Genomic DNA, 24,748 nt, shown 5'->3' on the forward strand with positions numbered 1-24,748 from the left:
ATGACGGCCGACAACCGCGACGACGTCGTCCTGGACATCCAGGGCCTGCGAACACACTTCGCCACCGACGACACCGTGGTGCGCGCCGTGGACGGGGTGGACCTCGCGGTCCGCCGGGGCGGCACTCTGTGCGTGGTCGGCGAGAGCGGCTGCGGCAAGAGCGCCATGGCCCGCTCGGTGCTGCAACTGGTGGAGCCGCCCGGCCGGGTGGTGGACGGCAGGGTCCTGCTGCACCCGGCGGGCGGCACCGGCGAACCCGTGGACCTGGCCGCCCTGCGCCCCACCGGCAGGAGGATCCGCTCGGTACGCGGACGCGAGGTGGCCATGGTCTTCCAGGAGCCCATGTCCTCGCTGTCCCTGGTGCACACCGTCGGCAACCAGATCGGCGAGTCCCTGCGTGTGCACCACCGGGTGCCGCGCCGCGAGGCTCTCCGGCGCGCCGTCGGACTCCTCGAACGCGTACGCGTCCCCGGCGCCGCGCGCGTCGTGGACTCCTATCCCTTCCAGCTCTCCGGCGGTATGCGCCAGAGGGTCATGATCGCGATGGCGTTGGCGTGCGAACCGCGCGTGCTCATCGCCGACGAGCCCACCACCGCCCTGGACGTGACGACCCAGGCCCAGATCCTCGACCTGTTCGACGGCCTCCGCAGCGACACCGGCATGGGCCTGCTGTTCATCACCCATGACATGGGTGTGGTCGCCGAGATCGCCGACGAGGTCGCCGTCATGTACCTGGGCACGGTCGTCGAGCAGGGACCGGTGGACGAGATCTTCCACGATCCCCGCCATCCCTACACCCGCGCCCTGCTGGAGGCCGTCCCCCGGATGGGCGCGTCCCGAGCCCGCCGCCTGCCCACCATCAGGGGCGCCGTCCCCGATCCCGGGAGCCAGCCCGCCGGCTGCGTGTTCCGCACCCGCTGCCCCGAGGCCGTGGAAGGGCTGTGCGACACCACCGACCCACCGGTCACCGTGCCCGTTCCCGGGCGCCGGGTGCGCTGCCTCCTGGAGCCGGGGCCCGCTCCGGCGGACTCCCCCGGCGGGGAGGCCGCCGCCCCGACCGGCAAGGAGACCATCGATGCCGAGTGAGACACCGGCCAGCGCGTCGGCCCGCACACCGGCCGTCCCCTCGGCGGGAGGCTCCGCCGAGCCGGCGGCCGAACCCGTCCTGAGCGTCCGCGGCCTGGAGGTGGACTACCCCGTGCGCGGGCGCGCCCGGCGCGGGCACCGCCGCGTGCGGGCCGTCGCCGGGGTGGACCTGGACGTGTACCCGGGTGAGACCCTCGGCCTGGTCGGGGAGTCCGGGTGCGGCAAGACCACCCTGGGGTCGAGCATCATGCGGGCCCGCCCGGAGGCCACCGGGCACATCCGCTACCGCACCGCCGACGGCCGCCTCCTGGAGGCACTGGAACTGCCCGCCGCCGAAGCCCCCGCCTACCAGCGCGAGGTGCGGATGGTCTTCCAGGACCCCCAGTCCTCCCTCAACCCGCGGATGACCCTGCGCGACATCGTCGGCGAACCCCTGCGCATGCTGCTTGGCCTTCGGGGAGAGGAGTTGGAGGCGCGTGTCCGCCAGGTCATGGAACGTGTGGGGCTGCACCCCGACCACCTGCGCCGCTACCCGCACACGTTCTCCGGCGGCCAGCGCCAGCGTGTGAGTATCGCCCGCGCCCTGGTCCCCGGCCCGCGCCTGGTCGTGGCCGACGAGGCGGTCAGCGCCCTGGACACCTCCGTGCGCTCGCAGATCCTCAACCTCCTTCAGGACCTCCAGGACGACCTGGGCCTGACCTACCTGTTCGTCTCGCACGACCTGTCAGTGGTCGACCACGTGTGCGACCGGGTCGCGGTCATGTACCTGGGCAGGATCGTGGAGGTGGCGCCCACCGAAGACCTGTTCGCCGCGCCGCTGCACCCCTACACCGAGGCACTGATCTCCGCGGTGCCCATACCGGATCCCCGGCTGCGCGGCACCCGCGAGCGCGTGCGGCTCGCCGGCGAGGTCCCCGACCCCTCCCGGCCGCCGTCCGGCTGTCCCTTCCACCCCCGGTGCCGGTACGCCACCGGCCTGTGCGCCGCGGAGGAGCCCGAGCAGCGCGAGACCGTGCCGGGCCGCACGGTCGCCTGCCACCACGCCGAGGAACTCGGGCTGGCCGGGATCACCGCGAGCCCCGCGCCCGGCACCGCAAGCACCAATCCCCCGGCCCGCGCGACGCGGGAACCCCCCACGAGGCAGGAGAAGGACACATGAGGCGAAAGACGACAGGCGGTAAGGGGCGGTGGCTGGGCGCCACCGCGGGAGCGGCGGCGGTCGTGACGGCCGCCGGATGCTCCTTCTTCTCCTTCGACCCCGACGTCGATGACGGAGAACAGGTGGAGGGCACCGGCGAGGCACCGATGCTCGCCACCCTCGTGGAGGCGGGCGACCTGCCCCCGTTGGAGGAACGGCTGCCCGAGGAGCCGCTGGTCGTGGAACCGCACGAGCGCGTCGGCGAGTACGGCGGCGAGTGGAACACCGCCATCCTGGGCGTGGGCGACTGGCCCTGGCTCGGCCGGACCGTGGGCTACGAGAACCTGACCCGCTGGGACACGGAGTGGGAGGAGGCGATTCCCAACCTCGCCGAGTCCTGGGAGTACAGCGAGGACGCCACCGAGCTGACCTTCACCCTGCGCCCGGGCCTGCGCTGGTCCGACGGTGAGCCGTTCACCTCCGACGACCTCGTGTTCGCCTTCAACGACATCTTCAACAACGAGGACCTGACCCCGGTCGCGGCGGCCTCTCCCGGTACCGCCGAGAAGGTCGACGAGCAGACCTTCACCATCGTCTTCGAGGAACCCGACGCCCTGTGGGCCGGGTACGACCTCCTCCAGTACCAGGTGGTGACGAAACCCAAGCACTACCTGGAGCAGTTCCACATCGACCACAACCCCGACGCCGACGAGCTGGCCGAGGAGGAGGGCTACACCGACTGGGTCGAGATGTTCGAGGACAAGGCCGGGGTGATCAACAGCGCCCAGTACTGGCAGAACCCCGACATCCCCACCATGTACCCCTGGAAGGTCGTCGAGCCGCTGGCCGACTCCGGGCGGATGGTGCTGGAGCGCAACCCCTACTACTGGAAGGTCGACACCGAGGGCAACCAGTTGCCCTACATCGACCGGGTCGTCTTCGACATCCTCCCGGACGAGGAGGTCATGCTGGTCCGGGCGCTCAACGGCGAGATCGACATGCACTCGCGGCACTTCAACACCCTGGCGAACCGGCCCACCCTGTCCGAGGGGCGCGAGTCGGGAGGCTACGGCTTCTTCGAGCTCCAGCCCGCCGAGATGAACACGGCGATGGTCTCCCTCAACCTCACCCATGAGGACGAGGAGCTGCGGGAGACCTTCAACGACCGCGACTTCCGGGTGGCGCTCTCCCACGCCATCAACCGCCAGGACATCATCGACGTCGTCTACCGGGGCCAGGGGGAGCCCTGGCAGGGCGCGCCCCGCGAGGGCAGCCCGTTCTTCGACGAGGAGCTGGCCACCCAGTACACCGAGTACGACGTCGACCTGGCCAACGAGCTCCTCGACGAGGCGGGCTACGACGAACGCGACTCCGACGGCGTCCGGTTGAGCCCCCGCGGCGAGGCGGTGAGCTTCACCCTGTCGGTGCCCACGGACTTTCGCACGGACATCGTGGACTCGATGGAGATGGTCGTCGGCTTCTGGCAGGACCTGGACATCGACGTGGAGCTCAACTCCGAGGACCGCTCGCTGTGGCAGACCCGCCGGGAGAACAACGAGCACGACGCCAACGTGTGGTCGGGCGACAACGGGATGATGGACGCGATGTACGACCCGCGCTGGTACGCGCCCACCCAGAGCGGCGAGTCCAACTTCGGCATCCCGTGGGCCCAGTGGTACGCCTCCGGCGGCGATGACTCCCGCTCCCAGGAACCGCCCGCCGAGGTGAGGGAGCACCTGGAGATCTACGACGCCGTCAAGGCCGAGCCCGACCCCGAGGTCCGCGAGGAGCTGATGGGCGAGTTCCTGTCGTTCTCCCAGGAGCAGTTCTACGCCATCGGGATCAGCCTGAGCCCTCCTGGCTACGGGATCGTCGCGGACGACTTCCACAACGTGCCCGACTCGATGCCCTCCTCCGGCAACTACAACGACCCCGGCCCGACCAACCCGGAACAGTACTTCATCGAGGAGTGAGCACGAGCACGCCCGCTCCCGCCCGGCCACAGAAGGGTTAAGGACATGCCCGCGAACACCACGGCGACCACGGCCAACGGCGGCGAACCCGCCGCGAGGGGCCTTGGACTGATCCACGAGCAGGGGCGCTCGCTGCGCCTGACCCACGACGGCGGTGACCTCTTCCGCTACGTGTACCAGCCCTGGGACGTACGGCTGGAGGCCCCTCGCCCCTACCTCCACCCGATCCGCACCCTGGGCGGGGACACCGTCAGCCTGTACCGGCCGCACGACCACGTGTGGCACAAGGGGATCGCATGGTCCCTGCCCAACGTGGGACCGGCCAACTTCTGGGGCGGCCCCACCTACCTCCGGGACGCGGGGTACCAGCAGCTCGCCAACGACGGCTCCACAGAACACCGCTCCTTCGACCGGATCGAGGCCTCACCGGAACGGGTCTCGATCGGTGAACGGCTGGAGTGGGTGACGGAGCAGGGCGAGACCTGGTTCTCCGAGCGGCGGGGGCTGCGGGTGACCGCGGCCCCCGACCGGGGGGCGTGGACCCTGGTGTTCACGACCGCGTTCACCAACCTGACCGGCGAGGCGGTCCCCTTCGGCAGCCCCACCACGGAGGGGCGGCCCAACGCCGGATACGGAGGGCTGTTCTGGCGCGGACCCCGCTCCTTCAGCGGGGGACGGGCCTACTCCGAGGGCAAGGAGGGCGACGACGACCTCATGGGGACGCGCTCACCCTGGCTGGGCTTCGTCGGCCGCCACGACGGCACGGACGGGGCGTCCACGCTGGTGTTCGTGGACGCCCCGGACAACCCCGGCCACCCAGTGAAGTGGTTCGTGCGCAGCGGGATCTTCGCCTGCGTGTGCCCGGCGCCGTTCTTCGACGAGGTGGTGACCGTCAACGCGGGGGACACCCTCGCCTACCGGTACGCGGTCGTCGTCGCCGACGGCGACCGCGGCGGGGAGGGCGCCAAAGCCCTCGCCGGCCTGGGCCTGGGCGAACTGGAGCGGAACGCGGACGAGAGCGCCGCCGCGAGCACCGCGGAGGACGCACGGTGAGGGGCCCACACGTCCCCGGGTTCCCCGGCGGAACCGCCGTCTCCCACCTGCGGGTCTACGACTGGCCCGCCGCCGACGGGCGCGCGGGCGGCTCACCGCACCTGCACACCGCCTCCGCGGAGGGTTACGTGGTACTGCGGGGCGAGGGCTCCCTGGAGAGCCTCAGCGGCGCCGGGTTCCAGCGGACCCGGCTGCGTCCCGGCAGCCTGCTGTGGTTCACGCCGGGGACCGTGCACCGGCTGGTCAACGACAGCGGGGACCTGGAGATCCTGGTCGTCATGCAGAACGCGGGCCTGCCGGAGTCGGGCGACGCCGTACTCACCTACCCCGGAGAGGTCCTGGCCGATCCGGACGCCTACCACCAGGCCACCGTGCTGCCCCGGGCCGTCACCTCGGCGGAGCGGGCGGCCCGGAAACGCCGCGACCTCGCCGTGGAGGGCTACCTGGAACTGCGCGCACGGGTGGAGGAAGAGGGCCCGGAGGCGCTGGAAGGGCTGTACGGGGCCGCGGCGGAACTGGTCCGCGAGCGAGCCGCCGGGTGGCACCACCACGTCGAGCGGGGGGCGGTCCACCAGGCGCGGACCACCGTTCGGCACCTGGACGCGCTGGCCGGGGGTGACGGGAAACACCTTGCGGAGTCCGCCGTCTACACCGCCGATCCTCCTCCCGGGCCGCTCCACAGCGGTATGTGCGGGCATCTGAGGGTGTGGGACCTCGACGGCGCCAGGAGGGCCGACTGAGCGGACCGGGATGAGAAGGGGCCGGGACACGGGGCCGCCGGAGCCGGAGGGCGCCGTCACAGGGCGCCGTCCGGTTCCGGCCCTTCCGGGTGGCGCGGCGGTGCCGCGTGCACGGCCTCCGCGACCTCCGAAAACGCGAGAGCCCGGCGGGGCCGCCTGGCCGTCTCCACCGGGTATCCTGGCTCTGTCGGGACCGCTCCCGAAAAAACTGCGGGCTGCCGCTCACCGACCCCTGGTCGGTTCACCGCAACCCGCATCAAGTGGGCGAGGAGGGATTTGAACCCTCACATCCTTTCGGACACACGGACCTGAACCGTGCGCGTCTACCGTTCCGCCACCCGCCCGAGTGACTCGTATGCAATTGTGTTGCCAGGTGATCCGGGCTTTTCGTCCGGTTCCCCCTGGCGACATGCATAAGATTAGCACGGCCTGGGGGTGGGTCGCACACGCATTCCGGTCCACCGGCGACGGGGCCCGCACTGGGCTCTCCCAGGGGTGCGCATGAAACCAGGGACGCCCCGACCCGGTTACGATCGTCTACACATACGAAGTGGAGTACAAAGGGAGGTACCTCGTGGGAGTGCTCCAACGCTTCGAGCGCAGGCTTGAGGGCATGATCGAAGGCACCTTCGCGATGGCCTTCAAGTCTGAGCTCCAACCGGTCGAGGTGGCGAGCGCCGTCCAGCGTGAGATGGACGAGCGAGCGGCAATCGTCGCCCAGGGCCGCACTCTGGTCCCGAACGACTTCATCGTCGAACTGGCCGCCAGCGACAAGGAGCGCCTGGAAGTCTACGCCGACAGCCTGGGACAGGAGCTGTCCAAGCTGGCACGTGACTACGCGACGGAGCAGGGCTACTCCTTCGTGGGTCCGGTACGTGTCCACTTCAGGCCCGACGACGGCCTCAAGACGGGCCGCTTCCGGATTCGCTCCGGCGTCGTGCGCGGCACCATGGTCGGCAAGGACGGCGAAGTACGCCAACCCGTCGGCGAACCCGGTCAGTCACCGGACCAGCGCCAGGCCGGTCATCCGCGCCTGCTGATCTCCCCCGGTGGGGCCGCCACCGAGGGCAGCATCTCCAGTCACGGCATGCAGCAGTCCTTTGAGATCACCACTCCGGTGACCCTCCTCGGCCGCGGCACCGACTGCGACCTGCGCCTGGTCGACAACGGCGTCTCCCGCCACCATGTGGAGATCCGCATGGACGGCGACGAGGCGGTCCTGATGGACAAGGGGTCGACGAACGGGACCTTCGTCAACGGTCAGCAGGTCAGGCAGGCACGCCTGGTCGACGGCAGCAGGATCAGCCTCGGCCGTACCACGATGACGTTCCGCCGCGACTGAGATCTGACGGAACCGACTGGTCAGGCCCGACAGGATCGCAACTAACGGCGTTCCGTCGGCGTCTGACAGATCGAAAGGTCCGAGGCGGGCCGATACGGGCCTGCTGTCGGATATCCGACCGGGAGGGTAGTCTCCGCGAAGACCTGACCGATCGGGCACGGTGGCCGCGGCTGATGGGCCGCGGCCGGTGACCTCGACACTCACCGACACGAAGGTGGGGAAGAAACGGTGGCGGCGCAGATGACCGCCATCCCGGCCGAAGCACGACAGGGGCTGAAGAGCAGTTCGATGTCCAACTTGACCCTCATATTGATCAAGATCGCGTATCTCGCGGTGCTTTGGCTGTTTGTCCTCACTGCGGTCGGTGTGATCCGCACGGACCTCTTCGGTTCGTCCAAGAAGAAGCCGCGGAAGAAGCCCCGCCCCGCGCCGCGCCCCTCCCCGCGCAGGGACCCCTCGCCGTCGTACTCGTCCCGGCCGTCGCGTCCTCGCCGCAACGAGCCCAAGGCCCTGGTCGTGACCCAGGGCTCGCTCAAGGGGACCACCGTCGACCTGGGCTCCCAGCCCATCCTCATCGGACGCGCCCCGGACTCCACACTCGTGATCACCGATGACTACGCGTCCGGGCGCCACGCGCGCGTCTACTCCGACAGCGGTCGCTGGTTCGTGGAGGACCTCAACTCAACGAACGGCACCTACCTCGGCCAGCAGAAGCTGAACCGCCCCCAGCCCATCACGGTGGGTCAGCCCATCCGTATCGGCAAAACCGTCCTGGAACTGCGCAAATGACAATCGCTCTCCGATACGCGGCGTACTCCGACGTAGGATGCCTCCGCGAAGGCAACGAAGACTCCGGCTACGCCGGCCAGCACCTCCTCGCGGTCGCCGACGGCATGGGCGGTTACGCGGGCGGCGAGGTGGCCAGCTCCGTCGCGATCTCCTCCATCGGCCGCCTCGACACCGAGTCCCCGAAGGCCGACGAGATGGCGGAGGTGCTCCAGCACGCCGTCGAGCAGGCCAACGCCTCCCTCGCACGCAGGATCATGGAGGAGCCCCAGCTGGAGAACATGGGCACCACTCTGACGGCCATGCTCTGGGCCGGTTCCCGAGTGGCGCTCATCCACATCGGCGACTCCCGCGCCTACCTGTTGCGCGGATCCCGCTTCGAGCAGATCACCCACGACCACACCCTGGTGCAGACCCTGGTGGACGAGGGCAAGATCACCGAGGAGGAGGTCGCCACCCATCCCCAGCGCTCCCTCATCCTGCGCGCTCTGGACGGCAAGAGCCCGGTCGACCCCGACATCTCCATCAGCGAGGCCAAGGTCGGCGACCGCTACATGCTCTGCTCCGACGGGCTCTCCGGCGTAGTCAGCAAGAAGACCATCAACGAGACCCTCGCTACCGAGGCCGACCCGCGCTCGGCGGCCAAGAAGCTCATCGACCTGGCCATTCGCGGAGGAGGCCCGGACAACATCACCGCGGTCGTCGCCGACGTCATCGAGACCGAGACCGACCACGAGGGCCCCACACGCTCCGCGCAGATCGTCGGTGCCGCCGACCAGCGCCGCGAGAGCGGCGACCAGGGCAACGACACCCCGGCCAGACGGGCCCAGGAGCTGCGCGGCTCCGGTGACACCGCCGAGATGGATCCCGTGCGGGACGAGGACGACCCGAACACGGCCCCCGCCGGTTACCAGGAGCCCTACGACAACGGCTACGAGGCTCCGCCGACCGCCCGGCGCGGCCGCCGGGACACGGGCGGCGAGTACCCCGCCAGGCGCTGGTGGCCGATGGTGCTGGTGTTCGTGCTCGTGGTCGCCGTCGTCGCGGGTGCCACCTACTACTTCGGCCGCCAGTACGTGGACAGCCAGTACTACGTGGGTCCCTCCTCATCCGGGGACACCGTCAGCATCTACCAGGGCATCAACACCGACATCGCGGGCTTCAGCCTGTCGGAGGAGGTGGAGGACACCCAGGTTCCCCTGACGTCCCTCCCGGACGCCGACCGCGAGGCCGTGGAGAACACCCTCCCCGCGGAGAACATGGAAGACGCCCAGGAGCGCGTCGACCTGCTCAGCGACAACGCGGCGGCTGAGGAAGGGTCCGGGTGATCCGACCTTGAGTAACACCTCCGAAGCCGAGGCGCCGACCGCGCTACCGCCCGTCAAGCGGCGCAACGCCGAACTGGTGCTGATCGTGATCACGATCGTGATCACGATGTCGACGATCGCGATCTCCGGTCTGAACCTCAACGGGCAGGTCCCCGGCGCCATGTGGGGTTACGGCCTGACCTTCGGCGCCATGGCGCTCGCGACCCACCTCGCGCTGCGCTTCATCGCCCCCTACGCCGATCCGCTGATCCTGCCCTGCGCGCTGTTCCTGAACGGGATCGGCGTCGCCATGATCTGGCGCCTCGACGCGGCCGAGTCCGGGGAGATCGAACACGCCGGTGTCGGCATGCAGCTGATCTGGACCGCGGTCGGCATGGTCCTGTGCATCGCGCTGCTGTTCTTCCTGCGCGAACCCCGCGTACTACAGCGGTACACCTACATCTCCGCGGTCGTGGCACTGGTCCTCATCGCCTTGCCGATGGTGCCCGTCCTGGGCATCTCCGAGTTCGGTGCCCGGCGGTGGATCGGCTTCGGCGGTTTCACCGTGCAGCCCTCGGAGTTCGCCAAGATCGCCCTGGTCGTGTTCCTGTCCTCCTACCTGGTGACCAAGCGGCAGGTCCTGTCGCTGGCGGCCAAGCAGGTCAAGATCGGCCGGTTCAAGATCATGGAGCTGCCGCGCGCCCGCGACTTCATGCCCATGGTCGTCGGCTGGGTGGCGGCGATCGGCCTGTTGGTCATCACCAAGGACCTCGGCAGCTCCCTGCTGCTCTTCGGCACCTTCCTGGCGATGCTGTACGTGGCCACCCAGCGCTCTTCCTGGGTGATCATCGGGCTCACCCTGTTCGTCGGGGCCGCGGCCCTGGCCTTCCAGCTGTTCTGGCACTTCCAGCAGCGCGTGAACATCTGGTTCAACGCCTACGACCGTGAGGTCTACGACGCGCTCGGCGGCAGCGCACAGCTGGTCCAGGGACAGATCGGCATGTCCTACGGCGGCATCTTCGGCACGGGCCCTGGCGGCGGACAGGCGCACAACATCTTCGCGGCCGACAGCGACTTCATCCTCGCCTCCCTGGGCGAGGAACTGGGGCTGACCGGCCTGATGGCTATCCTGTTGGTCATGCTCCTGCTCGTCGAACGGGGCATGCGCATCGCACTGGCCTCACGGGAACTGTTCGTCAAGATGCTCGCGAGCGGGCTGGCCTTCGTGATCTGCTTCCAGGTCTTCGTCGTCCTCGGCGGTCTGACCAGGGTCATTCCGCTGACCGGTATGACGACTCCCTTCCTCGCCGCCGGTGGTTCGGCGCTGATGGCGAGTTGGCTGATCGTGGGCCTTCTGCTGCGCATGAGTGACAACGCGCGGCGACCCGCGCCGCACGCGATCCAGGACGAGGGCGCAACCCAGGTGATCCAACGATGAACACACCGATCCGCAGACTCAGCGTCTTCTCCCTGTTCCTGCTCGTGGTCCTGATGCTCAACGTCACCTGGCTACAGGGCTTCCGGGCCGAGGCGATCCGCGAGGACCCGCTCAACACGCGCAAGTTCAGCGAGCGCCTGAGCGAAGCCCGCGGCCCCATCCAGGTCGCGGGGGAGAACGTGGCCTTCTCGCAGGACATCGCCGAGGAGGACGAGCCCTCGCGGTACCAGCGCGAGTACGTCGGCGGGGGCCTGTACACACCGGTCGTCGGCTCCTTCCGCACCTACGGCGCCTCGGGCATCGAGAGCACCGAGAACTCCCTGCTCGACGGCTCCGACGACCGCCTGGCGGTGCGCAACTTCCGCGACATCATCACCGGCCGCGAGCCGGAGGGCGCCCAGGTCCAGCTGACCCTGGACCCGGCGGTGCAGGAGGCCGCCTATGAGGGGTTCCAGGCCCTGGGCGGCAAGAACGGCGCGGCCGTCGCGCTCGATCCCGGGACGGGAGCGATCCTGGGCGCGGTGTCCTACCCGTCCTACGACGCCAACAAGGTCGTCGGCATCGACGACATCCAGGAGTCCGTGGACAACTACACGGAGCTGGAGAACGACCCGCGCCAGCCGCTGCTGAACCGGACCCTCAACGAGCGCTACCCCCCGGGGTCGACGTTCAAGGTGGTGACCGCGGCGACGGCCATGGAGTACCTGGACGCGGGGCCGGAGAGCACCATGGACGCGCCGGACATCCTGTCGCTGGGCCGCGACCTGCCCAACTCCACCCCGGGCAATACCTGCAACGGCGGTGAACCGGACACCCTGGCGCACTCGATCCAGATCTCCTGCAACACCTCGATGGCCAACTGGGCGATCGAGGCCGGCGGCGAGAACCTGTCGGAGCAGGCCAGCGCGTTCGGGTTCAACCCCGACGAGGAGCTCACCGTCCCGATGTCGGTGACCCCGAGCCTCGCCCCGCCGGAGGACGACCACAACATCCTCGGCCGCGCGGGCATCGGTCAGTCCAACGTGGAGGCGACCCCGTTGCAGATGGCGATGGTCGCCTCGGGTGTGGCCAACTCGGGCGAGGTCATGCGACCCTACGCAGTGGACTCCGTGCGCGACTCGGACCTGTCGGTGATCACCCAGACCACCCCGGAGAGCTACTCCCAGGCGGTCAGCGCCAGCACGGCCGAGGAACTCACCGAGATGATGGTCCGGGTGCCCCAGGAGGGCGGTTCGGGCACCAACGCCAACATCCCCGGTGTGGAGGTCGCGGGTAAGACCGGTACCGCGGAGACCGGTACCGACGACACCCACAACTGGTTCATCGGTTTCGCCCCGGCCGACGACCCGCAGATCGCGGTCGCGGTCGTGGTCGAGTTCGGCGGTGGCAGCGGCAACGAGCTGGCGGCCCCCATCGCCCGGAAAATGATGGAGGCAGTGGTTCTGTAGTGAACGCCTACGAGCCATCTTCCCAGAACGGTCCCGGTGGGCTCACCGGGACCGTTCTGAGCGACCGTTACCGCCTGGAGGAACAGGTGGGCTCCGGTGGCATGGGCACGGTCTGGAAGGCCACCGACACCCTGCTCAACCGTCCCGTCGCGGTGAAGCTGCTGCACCTCGCACAGATGGCCGAGCCCACGGCGAGGGAGCGGTTCCGCACCGAGGGCCGGATCACCGCCGGACTCTCCCACCCCGGAATCGCCCAGGTCTACGACTACGGCGAGGAGAAGGGCCGCGCGTTCCTGATCATGGAGCTCGTGGTCGGCGAACCGCTCTCCCAGATCCTCCGCGAGAAGGACCACCTCAGCCCTGACCAGACCCTGGACTTCGTCTGCCAGGCGGCCCAGGCCCTGGCCGCCGCGCACGCGCGCGGCGTGGTGCACCGCGACATCAAGCCGGGCAACCTGCTGGTCACCGCGGACAACCAGCTCAAGCTCACCGACTTCGGTATCGCCAGAGGCGACATGTCGGTCACCCTCACCCAGACCGGCATGGTCATGGGCACCGCCCAGTACATCTCGCCCGAGCAGGCTTCGGGCAGGCCCGCGACGTCCTCCTCCGACCTGTACGCGCTCGGGGTGGTGGCCTACGAGTGCCTGGCCGGAACGCCGCCGTTCACCGGTGACACCCCGGTGGCGCTGGCCCTGGCGCACACCCGCGAGGACCCGCCCGAACTGCCCGACCGCATTCCGGCGGACGTCGAACACCTGGTCTCCTCCCTGCTGCTGAAGGAGCCGGGGGACCGGCCCGCGTCGGCCAGCGAGGTCGCGCACATGGCCGCGGTGATCCGCTCCAACTCCGGCACCGGGCCGCCGACGCCCTCCACGGGGTTCGAGGGCATGGCCCAGACCGCGGTGGTGGGCGTGGTCGACGACGTCGGACAGGGCGCGGCGCCGCACCGGACCGGCGGACAGCCGGCCACCCCTCCTGACCGGGGGGAAGGCTCCGTTAGTCTGGCCGGGGCACGGGGGGCTCGGATCAGTCTCCCCGTGATCCTGGCGGCGGTTGCCGCGACGCTCATCATCGCGGCCGCCGCGGTGGCCGGGTTCCTCCTGTCCGGCGAAAGCCAGGAAGCCGGGAACGTACGCGACGCCGACTCCTTCGAGTCCCCTTCCACGTCCTCCTCTCCGTCCACGGAGGAGACGGAGGAATCCGCGAACACCGCCCCGGCGAACCCCCCTCCGGCCGTCGAGGAGGAGACCGACTGGTCCACGGGGCAGGAAGAGCCCCTGGACGAGGGGAGCCCCCTCCCCGATGAGGAGGAGGGAGATGCCAGTCCCCCCGCCGAGGACGAGGGCGGCGGTTCGGAGGAGAGCCCGGATCAGGTGGACCCCGAGCCTGGCGGCCCGTCGGACGAGGAGGGCGGGGGAGAAGGAGATACCCCCGGCGGGGACGGCGACGGGAACGGTGACGGGAACGACGGCGAGGACGGCGGCGAGAGCGACGGCGGGGGCAGCGGGGGCGGGTCCGGTGCCGACAGCACATAGACGCAATGAACGAGAGACGTTCAGGGTAGGCGGCGGCCCGCGGGCGGCCTCCGGAAGACACGAGGATCAGTAAACGACATGTCCCAGCCCCGGCTCCTTGGCGGACGCTACGAACTCGACACCATTGTCGGGCGCGGCGGCATGGCCGAGGTCTACCGCGCACGCGACCTGCGCCTCGACCGACTCGTCGCGATCAAAACCCTCAGGCACGACATGGCTCGTGACCACGTGTTCCAGGCGAGGTTCCGGAGGGAGGCCCAGTCAGCGGCCTCCCTGAACCACCCCGCCATCATCGCGGTGTACGACACCGGCGAGGACATGGTCGACGACCTTCCCATCCCGTACATCGTCATGGAGTACGTGGAGGGGCGGACGCTCAGGGAACTGCTGGACGACGACCGCCGCCTGCTGCCGGAACGCTCGGCGGAGCTGGTCGACGGCATCCTCAAGGCGCTGGAGTACAGCCACGACAACGGGATCGTCCACCGCGACATCAAGCCCGCCAACGTGATGCTGACCCGCAACGCCGAGGTCAAGGTGATGGACTTCGGCATCGCCCGGTCGATGGGTGACGACCAGGCGACCATGACGCAGGCCTCGCAGGTCATCGGCACCGCCCAGTACCTGTCCCCGGAGCAGGCGCGCGGTGAGCGGGTGGACCCGCGCAGCGACATCTACTCCACGGGCTGCGTGCTCTACGAACTGCTCACCGGCAGTCCGCCGTTCACCGGTGACTCGCCCGTCTCGATCGCCTACCAGCACGTGCGTGAGGAACCGGTCCCGCCGAGCGAGGTGGACCCGCAGGTCCCCGACTGGCTGGAGGACATCGCCCTGCGTGCGATGACCAAGAGCCGCGAGGAGCGCTACCAGAACGCCGCCGAGATGCGCGCGGACATCCAGCGCGGCCTGGCCGGGATGCCCACCCAGGCGGGCAACATGGCCATGGCGGCTGCCGGAGCCACGACGGCGATGCCGCCCGCCGCCGGCAGCCGGTACGACGGCTATGACGACTACGACGACGAGTACGACGGCTACGACGACCGCAGGAAGGGCGGCGCCGGGAAGGCCGCTCTGTGGGTCCTGCTCGCCGTCGGCGTGATCGCCTCCCTGGCACTGGTGTTCTTTCTCGTCAACAGCGGGTCACCCCCGGATCCGGAGACCGGTACCGTGCCGGACGTGGCCGGGGCCACCGCCGAGGAGGCGGAGTCCACCCTCAACGAGGCGGGCTTCGACGACGTCAACCGTGAGAGCCAGGCGGACGCGGAGGCCGAGGAGGGCACGGTCATCGAGACCGATCCGCCCAGCGGCGAGGAGGTGCCGCTGACCGAGGAGATCGTCCTGCACGTCTCCAGCGGCCCGGACGCCGTCGAGGTCCCGTCGGTGGAGAGGCAGAGCGAGGCCGACGCCCTCAGCACCCTGGGTGATGCGGGCTTCGAGAACGTCACCACCGAGTCCAGGGCCGACGACAACGTGCCCGAGGGCAACGCGATCGGCACTGATCCGTCCGCGGGGGAGGCGGTCGCCCCGGACACCGAGATCACGCTGCACGTCTCCTCCGGCCCCGACCAGGTGGAGGTCCCCGACCTGGTCGGGATGACCCAGTCGGGTGCGCAGTCCGCTCTGGAGCAGAGGGGGCTGACAGCCTCCTTCACGGAGGAGGAGAGCACGGAAGGTCCGGCGGGCACGGTCATCAGGCATGATCCGGCTCCCGGAGAGACGATGGCGCCGGGAAGCACGGTGAACGTGGTCCTCGCGACCGAACCGGCGACGGAGGAGCCCCCGCCGGGCGGGGACGAACCGCCGGGGGGCGGCGACGAGCCGCCGGGAGGTGGCGACGGCAACGGCAACGGCAACGGAGACGGCAACGGTGGCGGCAACGGAGACGGCAACGGCGGGGGTGACGACGGGGGCATCGACATCCCCTAGTCACCGGAACCGGGGAATCGCGTGAAGCGACGGGCCATGGCCGAAGGACGGCCATGGCCCGTCGGCGTGCCGGGTGTGCGGGACGGTGATACGGAACGGCCCTCCGGTGACGGAGGACTCCCCCGGGGCGTAGACTGTGTTTTCGTTTACGAACCGCCCCACGTACTGGAGCAGCGACCGTGCCCAAGTCCCGCAACGATCGCAAGAAGAAGGCCGTCTACACGCCGCCTCCTTCAAAGGAGAAGCCCAAGGTAAGCCCGCGCTGGCTAGTCCCGACGATGCTGGGCTTCTTCGCCTTGGGCATTCTCTGGATCGCGGTCTACTACATCGCGGGTGCCCAGATCCCGTACATGCAGGACTGGCACAACTGGAACCTGCTGATCGGCTTCAGCGGGATCATCATGGCTGTCATCCTGTCCACGCGCTGGCACTGACCCCCACGGCGGTTCGGCGAGCGCGCCCCCCCAGGACCAGCTCGGATGTCCCTCCAGTAGGCGACCGCATCCGCACCGAACAGCACCGACACACGTTTTCCACAGAGTTATCCACAGGCTGTGGGTAGCTCTGTTCGGTGTGTCCGCCGACCGTGTCCCAGCGGCGTCGGAGAGCGGAAGGCGGTGGCAGGCGGAAGGCGGACGCCAGGGGCCGTGGTCGTGCCCTCCAAGCACTGACGGGCCCCGAAGATCCTCCCCGGGGCCCGTCAGCCAGTCCGGTGCGCCGTCAGCCGAGGACGATCAGCGGCGCCGCGGACACCAGGGCCACGAGCAGTGCGGCGAACGCCGACGCCAACAGGGCGTGCGTGACCGTTCGGGCCGTGTTCCCCGCCGACCTGGCGGGCAGGTAGGCGAACACGGCGCCGAGGAGGAACCCGGCGACCAGACCGCCGATGTGCGCGGTCCAGGAGATCTGCGGGACCACGAAGGTCAGTACGAGGTTGACCGCCAGCAGGACCCCGACCATCCGCAGGTCCAGGCCGAGTCGCCTGCCGATCACGAACACCGCTCCGAAGAGGGCGAAGATCGCGCCGGAGGCGCCGACCGAGAACTGGTTGGGCGCCACCAGGAGGCTGAGCACCGACCCCGAGAGTGCGCCGAGCGCCCACAGGGCGAGGAAGCGGCCGTGTCCCAGCCAGCGCTCCAGCTGCGTTCCCAGGAGGTACATGGCGTACCCGTTGAACAGCAGATGGAAGATGCTGCCGTGCAGGAACGCGGCCGTGATCAGCCGGTACCACTCGCCGGCGACCACCCCGAGGAAGGTGCCGTCCTCCACCCGGCCGAAGCCGAGCATGGCGAAATCCCAGATCAGCGGTGAGGCGCCCGCGCTCCCAACCGGTTCGGACGTGCCCAGCTGGGCGATGAACCCCGACACCATCATGCCCAGGATCGTCCACGTCACGTAGGGCTTGGTCACAGCCCTGCCCCCGAACGTGGTCCGGGCCCGACGCATCCCACGGTTCCCCTCCGAGACGCAGCCGGGGCACTGGAAGCCCACGGACGCCTCGACCATGCAGTCCGGGCAGATGGGCCGCTCACACCTGGCACAGCTGACTCCGGTCTCCCGGTCGGAGTGGCGGTAGCAGGTGCGCGAGGCCGGGAGCCCCGGTTCCGGTGAGGCTCCAGACGGCGGCGGGGGCGCGCTCATTGGCGGGTTCCTTCTCCTCGGGATCGGGGCACCGTCGCCGCTATCGGCTGATCTCGATGCTGTTGATCACCACGTCCTCGCGCGGGCGGTCCTGGGAGTCAGTGGGGACCTGGGAGATCGTGGAGACCACGTCGTCGCCCTCGACGACCTCGCCGAAGATGGTGTGGCGACCGTCGAGCCAGTACGGCTTTTCCACGGTGATGAAGAACTGCGAACCGTTGGTGCCCGGGCCCGCGTTGGCCATGGCCAACAGGAACGGGCGGTCGAAGCGCAGGTTGGGGTGGATCTCGTCCTTGAAGGTGTAGCCCGGGCCGCCGCGGCCGGTACCGAGCGGGTCGCCGCCCTGGACCATGAAGCCGTCGATGACGCGGTGGAAGATCGTGCCCTCGTACAAGCTGTTGTTGGACGGCTTACCCGTGGTGGGGTCCATCCACTGCTTCGACCCCTCGGCCAGACCGATGAAGTTGGCTACCGTCTCCGGCGCCTCCTCCTCGAACAGCTTGACGACGATGGTTCCTTTGGAGGTGTTCAGCCGCGCGGTGGGCTGACCCGTGGAGTCCGACACCTACGTGCCTTTCGGTCGACTTCGCTTACGTGCTCACGTTACCCGTCCGCGCCCCGGGATCGGCCTGGACCGGAAGCCGGGACGGCGGTGTACGGCCAGCTCGACCGAGTCGGACGCCTCCGGGGAAGCTTCGAGGGAACTTCGAGGAGAAAACCCTCCGGGCAGTGTCGAAACGTAGATCACACACGGAGAGGACGTATGTTGAGATAACACCCGCATAACAGGGAAGGACGACGAGGAAACCGCCCGTGCGGCATCGATCGTCGGCCGCTCGGGCGGGGACCGCAGAACCGGTGAACGATCGAAGGAGCTGACGACGTGCCTATCACTTCCAAGCGACGCAAGGCACGCAAGGAGGCAGAGGTCACCCTCGCCCGCCTACAGGACCTTGCCAGGGAGCAGGCCGACAGGATCGGCCCGTACACCGACCAGGCACGCGACCAGGCCGCTCTGAAGCTCCTCCAGGCCCGTGGATGGACCGCTCCCCGGCTGGAGAGCGCCGCGCTGCGTGTGGAGGACACCGTGGCGCCGCGCGTGGTCGGGATGCTCAACGCCGCCGCCCACCGCGTCGACCCGGCCCCGAGCCGTCGCGGGCTGCGCCTGATGCGGCGGGGAAACCGCAGTATCCCCCGCGGAGTCCTGATCGGGAGTGCCGCCGTGGTCGGCGGTCTGGTCGTGTACTCGCTCATCCGCCTGCGCCAGGCGTCCCAGGACGCCGAGTGGCAGGACCATCTGGACCAGGCGCGCGACCAGGTCCGCGAGACGCGGGAAAGCCTGGAGAAGAAGGCCGCCAAGACGTCTGACGCCAAGGCCGCGGAGACCACCAGGGCGGCCAGTGGCAAGAGCAGGGAGACCGCTCGTACGGCCGCTGGCGACAACCGGGCCAAGGAGAACGGCCAGCCCGGACACTAGGAACGACGAGAGACGGACCGCCGTGCCGGGTCGAGGGTGGGGAGCCCCGCCCGCGGGCGGGTTCTCTTCCCTCGCCGGGGCGGGTCCTTCCGTCCCGGCTTCGTCGTGTCCGGGGCGGAGCGAAGTCCGGGGCCGACCGAATCTGACGGCCGACGGACCGGCGCGTCGGCCGTACCGGTGCGGTCCCCAGCGCTGCGGTGGTTCCCGGCAGGCCCCGCTCAGTCGTCCTTGAGCGCGCGGAAGAACATCGGGTAGCGCCAGTTCCTACCCGTGAGGCTGGCGATGGTGGCGATGGCTGGAAGCACCGCCCACCCCAGGACGACGGCGACCGTCACCAGGAGGGGCACGGCGAGCCAGAACAGGAGCAGGCTCGCGATCCCGGTGACGATGCAGAAGATCTGGAAGTTCAGCGACTCCATTGCCTGGCGGCGCACGTAGGGCGAGACCCTGTCGCTGACGAGGAAGAGCACCAGGGGCGCGATGACGGGGAAGAAGTAGTTCCCGCCGTGTCCGACGGCGGCTACGACCCGCTCGGCCGGGGTGCTCGGCAGGGGTTCCTTGGGATCGGCCTTCGCCTGGCCGCTCTGGCCGCCCCGAGCGCCGAAGACACCGAACGGAGCCGCGGGCCCCGGCCGGGGCGCTCCCGCGGGATGGACGCCCAGATCCTCCGTGAGAGGAACGAGGTCGGCCCCGAACTTGGCCCGCATGGCCTTCCCGGTGCGTTCGTCGAACTCCTCCTCGTCGAGCTGGCCGCGGCCGAAAGCCTCCTGGAGGACTTTGATGACGTCGTCACGCTCGGCGTCGGTGAGGCGGATCTGCGGCCTGGCCTGCGGTTCCCAGGGGCGCCTCGCCGGGTACTGAGGATCCTGCACAGCCACTCCCACTCCCAACGGCGAAGGGAGTACGGCACCGATCGGCCGTACTCCCACCATGATGCGCCCTCAAGCCAGGTATGGGTATGGGGGCCGTCCCTGATACTCCCCTGATCCGCCCCTCCCCTTGTGGCGGAGGACGACCCCGACTTTCGTCTGTGTCCTCCGCGAGGGCGGTGCCAGGCCACTTCCCCTTACCCGGCGGCCGACTAGCGCCGTGCGGCGGCCACGACCTCCTGCCCGGCCTGCTCACGCTCGTAGCGGCGCTCGGCGCTGGTGAGCAGCTCATACCAGTTGGTGACGTCCCTGCGGCGACGCAGCAGGGCGCGGCGCTCGCGTTCGGTCATGCCTCCCCAGACACCGAACTCGATACGGCTGTCGAGCGCCTCAGCCAGGCACTGGGTGCGAACCGGGCAGCCCCGGCAGATCAGCTTGGCACGATTCTGGGCCGCACCCTGCACGAACAGCGCGTCAGGGTCGATCTCCCGGCATTTGGCACGGGTGGCCATCTTCTCATTCCACATGTTGCCCCACTCCCAAGATCAGCATGTGTGGTGATCGGAAAATCCGCCGACTGGCGCGACCGCCGGCGGTTGAGGAGACGCGGACCGATCCGAGGACGGTGTCATATGGCCGGGCGGGGGGCCGCACAGCCCGTCTTCGGGGGTTGATCGTTTCGGCGCGCTGCCTTCCTCGTTGTCGTTGGTGTCGAAACTACGGTTCGTCCCAGTTCACCAACAGACCCCAAGAGGCCTATTTCTCATATGGCCCAGTAGGACCATTGCACTTAGAGGAAGTGTCATCATACACGCACACAGAGTAACCGCATGTGGTAGAAGCGGACCCGGGTCACCGGAATGAGGACTCCCGCCCCAACCTTTCCCTGGCAGCCCGGGTGACCTGCGGATTCAATCCTCGTTCGCGGCGTCGGCACCCGCCCGGGCGCGTCCGGGCGAAGTGGACCCTGCGTCATCCATCTCATCCGAACGGGCTATACGGACCCCCGGGACGTACGTGCAGCACGACCCCGCACGCCCCACATTTCCCACCCGTACGGACGAACCGGAACTACTGATTAGTAACCAAGTGGAACCGGCAGGCTCCGTCCCACAGAGGTCCATATGCGAGCCGGACACAGTCTCCGTAGTGCGGATTACCGGACGGTTTACGCGACGCACTTCAGGACAACCCTGGCCGGATGCGGCCTTCGTTCTGGAAAGAACCGTCATTCAAGGCGTAAGGGATATACAAGGGCATTCAATGTCGGCATGCGCAAACCATCCGGAAGCGGAAACCGGCCCACCCGGCCGCCCCGGCCCCGGTGGCGGCGGGCCTGCCCCGGACTACCTGCCCTGGACGTCCTGTCCGTCCTGTGCGGGACCAGCTGTCCAGAACAAATTGTGGGTGCGCCGCCGACCTCGTCGACTTGGCTCGTTCTGGCCTGTCTTGCTGGCCTGGCCCGTCCTTCGTGTCCGGCGCCCTGGAGGAATCGGCTTGGTGCGGCTTCACCTGGCCGCTGCTCCAGCGGGAGGCCAGCTGACTGTGGAGGAGTCTGGCGGCGGGGTTCGTGAAGCCATCGTGTATGGCTCGTGGGGTCCGTGTGTGGCTCGCGTGGACCGTCTTGGCGCCTGTCGCCCTCTGATGCCCAGGAGGGTCGCCTCGTGGCCGTCACGGCCTTCCGCGGGCGGAAGGCAGGGGCAGGGGCAGGGGCAGCTGAGGCTCCCCGTAGGTGGCCGGTGGCCGGGACCGTCCGAAGCGTGGTGAGGGCGGTGGCAGGGGAGGGCGATGTGGCGAAGGGGGGCGGATGTGGGGGGTTGGTGTGGTCGGCCCTGGAGAAACGACGAAGGCGGCCTCACCAGCAGGAAGAACCCGCGGGCGAGGCCGCCTTGAGACGAGTGGAGCCAAGGGGAGTCGAACCCCTGACCTCCGGTATGCAAAACCGGCGCTCTGCCAGCTGAGCTATGGCCCCTCGGAGCCCGGGCGCGAGCCCTGACCACCATGCAGAGCATACCCGCATTGGAGGGCTGTCCTGCTCACCGAGCGGGGCCGTCCGGTCGGGGCCACGCTCCGGGACCAGAAGCAGCACAAAGCCGTGGGTCGCACCTCGGGATTGTCGGCCCACCCACGTCTTCGTGTCACTCAGGAACTGGCCGGGACGGCGCACACGACGCCGCTCCTTGGTCGCCTGATGGATACCTCACGCCACCAAAGGCGTTCGGTCAGCTCTCGCTGGCCGCCGTGGCCTCGGTCCACAGGTCGAGCTCGGCGCGGTCCGCCTGGATCTTGCGGTAGACGGCGAAAGCCCCGAGGGCCACCAGCACCAGGACGATGATCTTCTTCACTGTCTGGACCCTTTCGGTAATTCGATGCGTACACGCGGGCTCCCGTACTGGACGGGGGCTCCACAGAGAACTTTATGAGGTTGTCACCAAGCAGACTAGCAAGCCGTCGGCAGCGGTCCCCGCCACAGTGGACCGTTTTCCACCAACTTCTCTGAGTGATCCGCGAAACGGTGCTTCCGGGACCTCAGGTCAGCAGCGCCATCCGCCGCAGGATGCCCAGCGTGGCCTGCGGAGACGCCGCGACACTGGAGAGACCGGCCCACACCCGCCTGCAGGCCCTGACCGATTCCTCAGCTTCCAGGATCGAACCGCCCGGCGTGGCCTCGACGTAGGCCAGGGCGGCCTCGTCCTCGTCGAACTCAAGCACGGAGAAGGGTCCGGCGGCACCGGGATGCGGACCGGCCGAGGTCGGCAGCATCTGCACGGTCACACGGTGCGATTCGGTGGCCAACTCCACGATGCGGGTGGTCTGCGCGCGCAGGAGTTCGAGATCGCCGGACACCCGCTGGAGCGCGTCTTCCTCAACGATGGCGTGGTAGCGGACCAGGCCACTCTGGTCGAGGATCTCCTGACGCTTGAGGTAGGCGGCGACCATGCGCTCGACGGCGTGTTCCCCGTACCCCAGTGCCCGCGCCACCGTGGCGGTGTAGTCGGGGACCTGGAGGAGGTCGGGGACGAGGATGCCCGCGTAGGACTGCACGGAGACGGCACCCGCCTCGTTGCCGACGTAGGCGGACGGGATCACGTCCTCGTACTCGGTCCACCACGGGCGCAGTCGCGACTCCCGGACGAGGGTCAGGATGGCCTCGCGCTGACCGCCGGTGACCCCGTACAGGCGCAGCAGTGCGGAGATCTCCATGACGGAGGGCCACTTGCGGATGCCGGTCTCGATATGGCCCAGCTTGGCCGGGGACCACTCCAGCTCCTCGGCGACATCGCTGAGTGTCATACCCGCCTGCACGCGACGGCGGCGGAGTTCGGCGGACAGTCGCCGGCGACGAACCGTGGGGCTGGTCATAACGCTGATCCCATGACACAGAGTGGCGAAGTTATACCACCAGCGAAACATGGCATCTAGCATCTAGCAATGCGTTTCTAGGAAACAGCTACCGATTCGATGCATTAGGGCAGCCGGAAACCCGGTGACCGGAGAAGCAGGGAACCGGGGGACCGGGGGACCGGGGATCGAGGAACTAGGGAACCAGGGGAACCCGGGAACCGGATGACAAACCCGTCGTTTGCCACGAAGGTGACCAGCCCCGGAAGAACCGCAGCCCAGAAGCACCATGCCGAATCGGTATTCACCCACGTCGTACCAGCCTCAGGGGGCATCTTCCGAACCACCTTCTCCATCTCTTTGGTGTCCCTTGCTGCTCGCCGTCTTGGCCGGTCCTCTCCGCTGTGCCCGGGCCACGATCGCTCAGGCACGGGGAGGGAGGAGGGAGAAGGTGGCACGGAGGGGGAGAAGGCAGGGGAGGAGAGAGGGGTCTGGGGCGGGAGTCGTGGGAGGAGGAGACTGGGAAGGGGGGTGGAGAAGGGGCACCGCGAAGTAAGACGAGGTCAAGGGGCGGGAGGGTGTCCGTTATCTCCTGACTCGTATGTCTCACCCTGATGCCAGCGTGAGGAAACAGCGTACGATGCTTGAGGTGCCCGCCCCGGCGAGCGTAACCGTACACATAGAGGAAATCCATGAGCTACCCCATTAACGACGCAGAGCAGCTGATCGCGAACGCGGAGGCGGAGATGCCGCCGAGCATCCGGTCTCGTCTCATCGCGAAACTCCGGATGGGGAAGCACATCGACGATGCCGCAAGCGAGCTTGGCATCAGCTCCACGCAGGTCTTTTCGACCGCCCGTATCCTCACGGCCTTTGGCGATCAGCTCGACTCAACCCTCATCGAGCAGCGGGATCCGTCCCTGCCGCACGGCACCGTTACGGGGTACAACAAGCGCTGCCGCTGCCCGGAGTGCCGTAGCGCCCTCCAGCAGCGCGTCTGAAGCGCCTACACCGCCCCGAGGATGTGTGGCGAACTCGGGTCCACCGTCCGCCTCGTCCGACCCCTGTGCCCGTTTCGCGAGCTCTCGAAGCTCTTCCACCCTCTTGCTCCGCGTCGATCCGACCACCTGCGCTAACGCCTCGTTAACCGAGACTTCTCAAACCAATGCGGCCAACACAGGCTTATCAGCCCCTGGTTGGGGAAAACCGCTGAACATGAACGAGCACGTGGACTGGTCGGCGATGAGCGAAGAAGACTTCGTTGCGCTGCTGCGGCAGCTCATCGACACCCCCGAAGCCGACGAGGATTAGACGGACACGGAACCGACCGACACAGCAGGACACCCCGCTTGTCCCCACACGGCGTGCGCCCAAAGCTAGGGGCTTCCCGGTGACCGACGTCCTGCACCGTGTACCCCCGTCTCCAGAGGGTGCGGGGGCCCGCTCCCGGGAGCGCTGCCCCTGGAGCCTGGCGTGCGGGCCCAGGAGCGGACCTGGCTTCTACCCCTCCTGCGCCCTCCGGGGCCAGGCGGCCGCCAGAAAACCCCACCCCCACCCCCTCCGGCGAGCCGCCACGGTCAGCCCTACGGGCGCCTGGCTGAGGTCCGCCGGAGGCCCTACCAAAACCCCTGCGGCGAGGCCGAC

At 68.9% G+C, this 24,748-nt stretch carries 21 protein-coding genes and 2 tRNA genes; 15 read left to right on the forward strand and 8 right to left on the reverse strand.

Annotated elements, in window-relative coordinates:
* From AC0T5L_RS21495 to AC0T5L_RS21515, 5 genes are read left to right on the forward strand one after another with little or no spacing between them, the layout of a single operon-like run.
* Window positions 1-1,086 carry an ABC transporter ATP-binding protein gene (locus AC0T5L_RS21495; protein ID WP_476167259.1) on the forward strand — a complete coding sequence of 362 codons (1,086 nt, stop codon included), beginning with the start codon at window positions 1-3 and terminating at the stop codon, window positions 1,084-1,086.
* A complete protein-coding gene (locus tag AC0T5L_RS21500; protein ID WP_476167260.1) occupies window positions 1,076-2,245 on the forward strand; it encodes an ABC transporter ATP-binding protein in 1,170 nt (389 codons plus the stop codon). The genes AC0T5L_RS21495 and AC0T5L_RS21500 overlap by 11 nt, the downstream gene beginning before the upstream one ends.
* The gene (locus AC0T5L_RS21505; RefSeq protein ID WP_476167261.1) at window positions 2,242-4,197 is read left to right on the forward strand and encodes an ABC transporter substrate-binding protein; all 1,956 of its coding nucleotides are present in this window, start codon (window positions 2,242-2,244) and stop codon (window positions 4,195-4,197) included. Before AC0T5L_RS21500 ends, AC0T5L_RS21505 begins: the two co-directional genes overlap by 4 nt.
* A 45-nt stretch (window positions 4,198-4,242) precedes the next feature.
* Window positions 4,243-5,250: a DUF6807 domain-containing protein gene (locus AC0T5L_RS21510; RefSeq protein ID WP_476167262.1), complete on the forward strand. Its 1,008-nt coding sequence runs from the start codon at window positions 4,243-4,245 to the stop codon at window positions 5,248-5,250.
* A complete protein-coding gene (locus AC0T5L_RS21515; protein ID WP_476167263.1) occupies window positions 5,247-5,990 on the forward strand; it encodes a cupin domain-containing protein in 744 nt (247 codons plus the stop codon). Before AC0T5L_RS21510 ends, AC0T5L_RS21515 begins: the two co-directional genes overlap by 4 nt.
* A 261-nt stretch (window positions 5,991-6,251) precedes the next feature.
* On the opposite strand, the gene AC0T5L_RS21520 is transcribed toward AC0T5L_RS21515, so the two are convergent.
* Window positions 6,252-6,334: transfer RNA gene (locus AC0T5L_RS21520), tRNA-Leu, on the reverse strand.
* A 230-nt stretch (window positions 6,335-6,564) separates the two neighbouring features.
* On the opposite strand from AC0T5L_RS21520, the gene AC0T5L_RS21525 reads away from it, so the two are divergent.
* From AC0T5L_RS21525 to AC0T5L_RS21560, 8 genes are all read left to right on the forward strand, one after another.
* Window positions 6,565-7,332, forward strand: a complete 768-nt coding sequence (locus tag AC0T5L_RS21525; protein ID WP_476167264.1) for an FhaA domain-containing protein — start codon at window positions 6,565-6,567, stop codon at window positions 7,330-7,332.
* A gap of 288 nt (window positions 7,333-7,620) precedes the next feature.
* Window positions 7,621-8,121, forward strand: coding sequence for an FHA domain-containing protein FhaB/FipA (locus AC0T5L_RS21530; protein ID WP_476167265.1), 501 nt, complete (start codon window positions 7,621-7,623; stop codon window positions 8,119-8,121).
* Window positions 8,118-9,446, forward strand: coding sequence for a Stp1/IreP family PP2C-type Ser/Thr phosphatase (locus AC0T5L_RS21535; RefSeq protein WP_476167266.1), 1,329 nt, complete (start codon window positions 8,118-8,120; stop codon window positions 9,444-9,446). Before AC0T5L_RS21530 ends, AC0T5L_RS21535 begins: the two co-directional genes overlap by 4 nt.
* Before the next feature lie 7 nt (window positions 9,447-9,453).
* Complete coding sequence (locus AC0T5L_RS21540; RefSeq protein WP_476167267.1) at window positions 9,454-10,863, forward strand: FtsW/RodA/SpoVE family cell cycle protein; 1,410 nt, start codon at window positions 9,454-9,456, stop codon at window positions 10,861-10,863.
* Window positions 10,860-12,311, forward strand: coding sequence for a peptidoglycan D,D-transpeptidase FtsI family protein (locus AC0T5L_RS21545; RefSeq protein ID WP_476167268.1), 1,452 nt, complete (start codon window positions 10,860-10,862; stop codon window positions 12,309-12,311). Before AC0T5L_RS21540 ends, AC0T5L_RS21545 begins: the two co-directional genes overlap by 4 nt.
* A complete protein-coding gene (locus AC0T5L_RS21550) occupies window positions 12,311-13,849 on the forward strand; it encodes a serine/threonine-protein kinase (RefSeq protein ID WP_476167269.1) in 1,539 nt (512 codons plus the stop codon). Before AC0T5L_RS21545 ends, AC0T5L_RS21550 begins: the two co-directional genes overlap by 1 nt.
* 78 nt (window positions 13,850-13,927) lie before the next feature.
* The gene (gene pknB / locus AC0T5L_RS21555; RefSeq protein ID WP_476167270.1) at window positions 13,928-15,775 is read left to right on the forward strand and encodes a Stk1 family PASTA domain-containing Ser/Thr kinase; all 1,848 of its coding nucleotides are present in this window, start codon (window positions 13,928-13,930) and stop codon (window positions 15,773-15,775) included.
* Window positions 15,776-15,954: 179 nt separating this feature from the next.
* Entirely contained in the window at window positions 15,955-16,209 is a 255-nt protein-coding gene (locus AC0T5L_RS21560; protein ID WP_476167271.1) for a cell division protein CrgA, read from the forward strand.
* A gap of 286 nt (window positions 16,210-16,495) precedes the next feature.
* On the opposite strand, the gene AC0T5L_RS21565 is transcribed toward AC0T5L_RS21560, so the two are convergent.
* Together AC0T5L_RS21565 and AC0T5L_RS21570 are read right to left on the reverse strand one after the other, a co-directional pair.
* Entirely contained in the window at window positions 16,496-17,185 is a 690-nt protein-coding gene (locus AC0T5L_RS21565; protein ID WP_476167272.1) for a rhomboid family intramembrane serine protease, read from the reverse strand.
* Between the two features lie 271 nt (window positions 17,186-17,456).
* Window positions 17,457-17,981, reverse strand: coding sequence for a peptidylprolyl isomerase (locus tag AC0T5L_RS21570; RefSeq protein ID WP_476167273.1), 525 nt, complete (start codon window positions 17,979-17,981; stop codon window positions 17,457-17,459).
* A 318-nt stretch (window positions 17,982-18,299) separates the two neighbouring features.
* On the opposite strand from AC0T5L_RS21570, the gene AC0T5L_RS21575 reads away from it, so the two are divergent.
* The gene (locus AC0T5L_RS21575; protein WP_476167274.1) at window positions 18,300-18,893 is read left to right on the forward strand and encodes a hypothetical protein; all 594 of its coding nucleotides are present in this window, start codon (window positions 18,300-18,302) and stop codon (window positions 18,891-18,893) included.
* A gap of 218 nt (window positions 18,894-19,111) precedes the next feature.
* Here the strand turns inward: AC0T5L_RS21575 and AC0T5L_RS21580 are convergent, their stop codons facing one another.
* The 5 genes from AC0T5L_RS21580 to AC0T5L_RS21600 form a co-directional block, all read right to left on the reverse strand.
* Window positions 19,112-19,765, reverse strand: a complete 654-nt coding sequence (locus tag AC0T5L_RS21580; RefSeq protein ID WP_476167275.1) for a DUF1707 and DUF4870 domain-containing protein — start codon at window positions 19,763-19,765, stop codon at window positions 19,112-19,114.
* Between the two features lie 209 nt (window positions 19,766-19,974).
* Complete coding sequence (locus AC0T5L_RS21585; RefSeq protein ID WP_476167276.1) at window positions 19,975-20,289, reverse strand: WhiB family transcriptional regulator; 315 nt, start codon at window positions 20,287-20,289, stop codon at window positions 19,975-19,977.
* 1,372 nt (window positions 20,290-21,661) lie between these two features.
* Window positions 21,662-21,734: transfer RNA gene (locus tag AC0T5L_RS21590), tRNA-Ala, on the reverse strand.
* A gap of 250 nt (window positions 21,735-21,984) precedes the next feature.
* Window positions 21,985-22,107, reverse strand: a complete 123-nt coding sequence (locus AC0T5L_RS21595) for a DLW-39 family protein (protein WP_285734629.1) — start codon at window positions 22,105-22,107, stop codon at window positions 21,985-21,987.
* Between the two features lie 184 nt (window positions 22,108-22,291).
* Entirely contained in the window at window positions 22,292-23,125 is an 834-nt protein-coding gene (locus tag AC0T5L_RS21600) for a helix-turn-helix domain-containing protein (RefSeq protein ID WP_476167277.1), read from the reverse strand.
* A 671-nt stretch (window positions 23,126-23,796) separates the two neighbouring features.
* Here AC0T5L_RS21600 and AC0T5L_RS21605 point away from each other — a divergent pair.
* Window positions 23,797-24,105, forward strand: a complete 309-nt coding sequence (locus tag AC0T5L_RS21605; RefSeq protein ID WP_476167278.1) for a hypothetical protein — start codon at window positions 23,797-23,799, stop codon at window positions 24,103-24,105.
* Window positions 24,106-24,748 lie beyond the last annotated feature (643 nt).

The sequence above is a fragment of the Nocardiopsis sp. TRM 82005 genome (assembly GCF_056312425.1).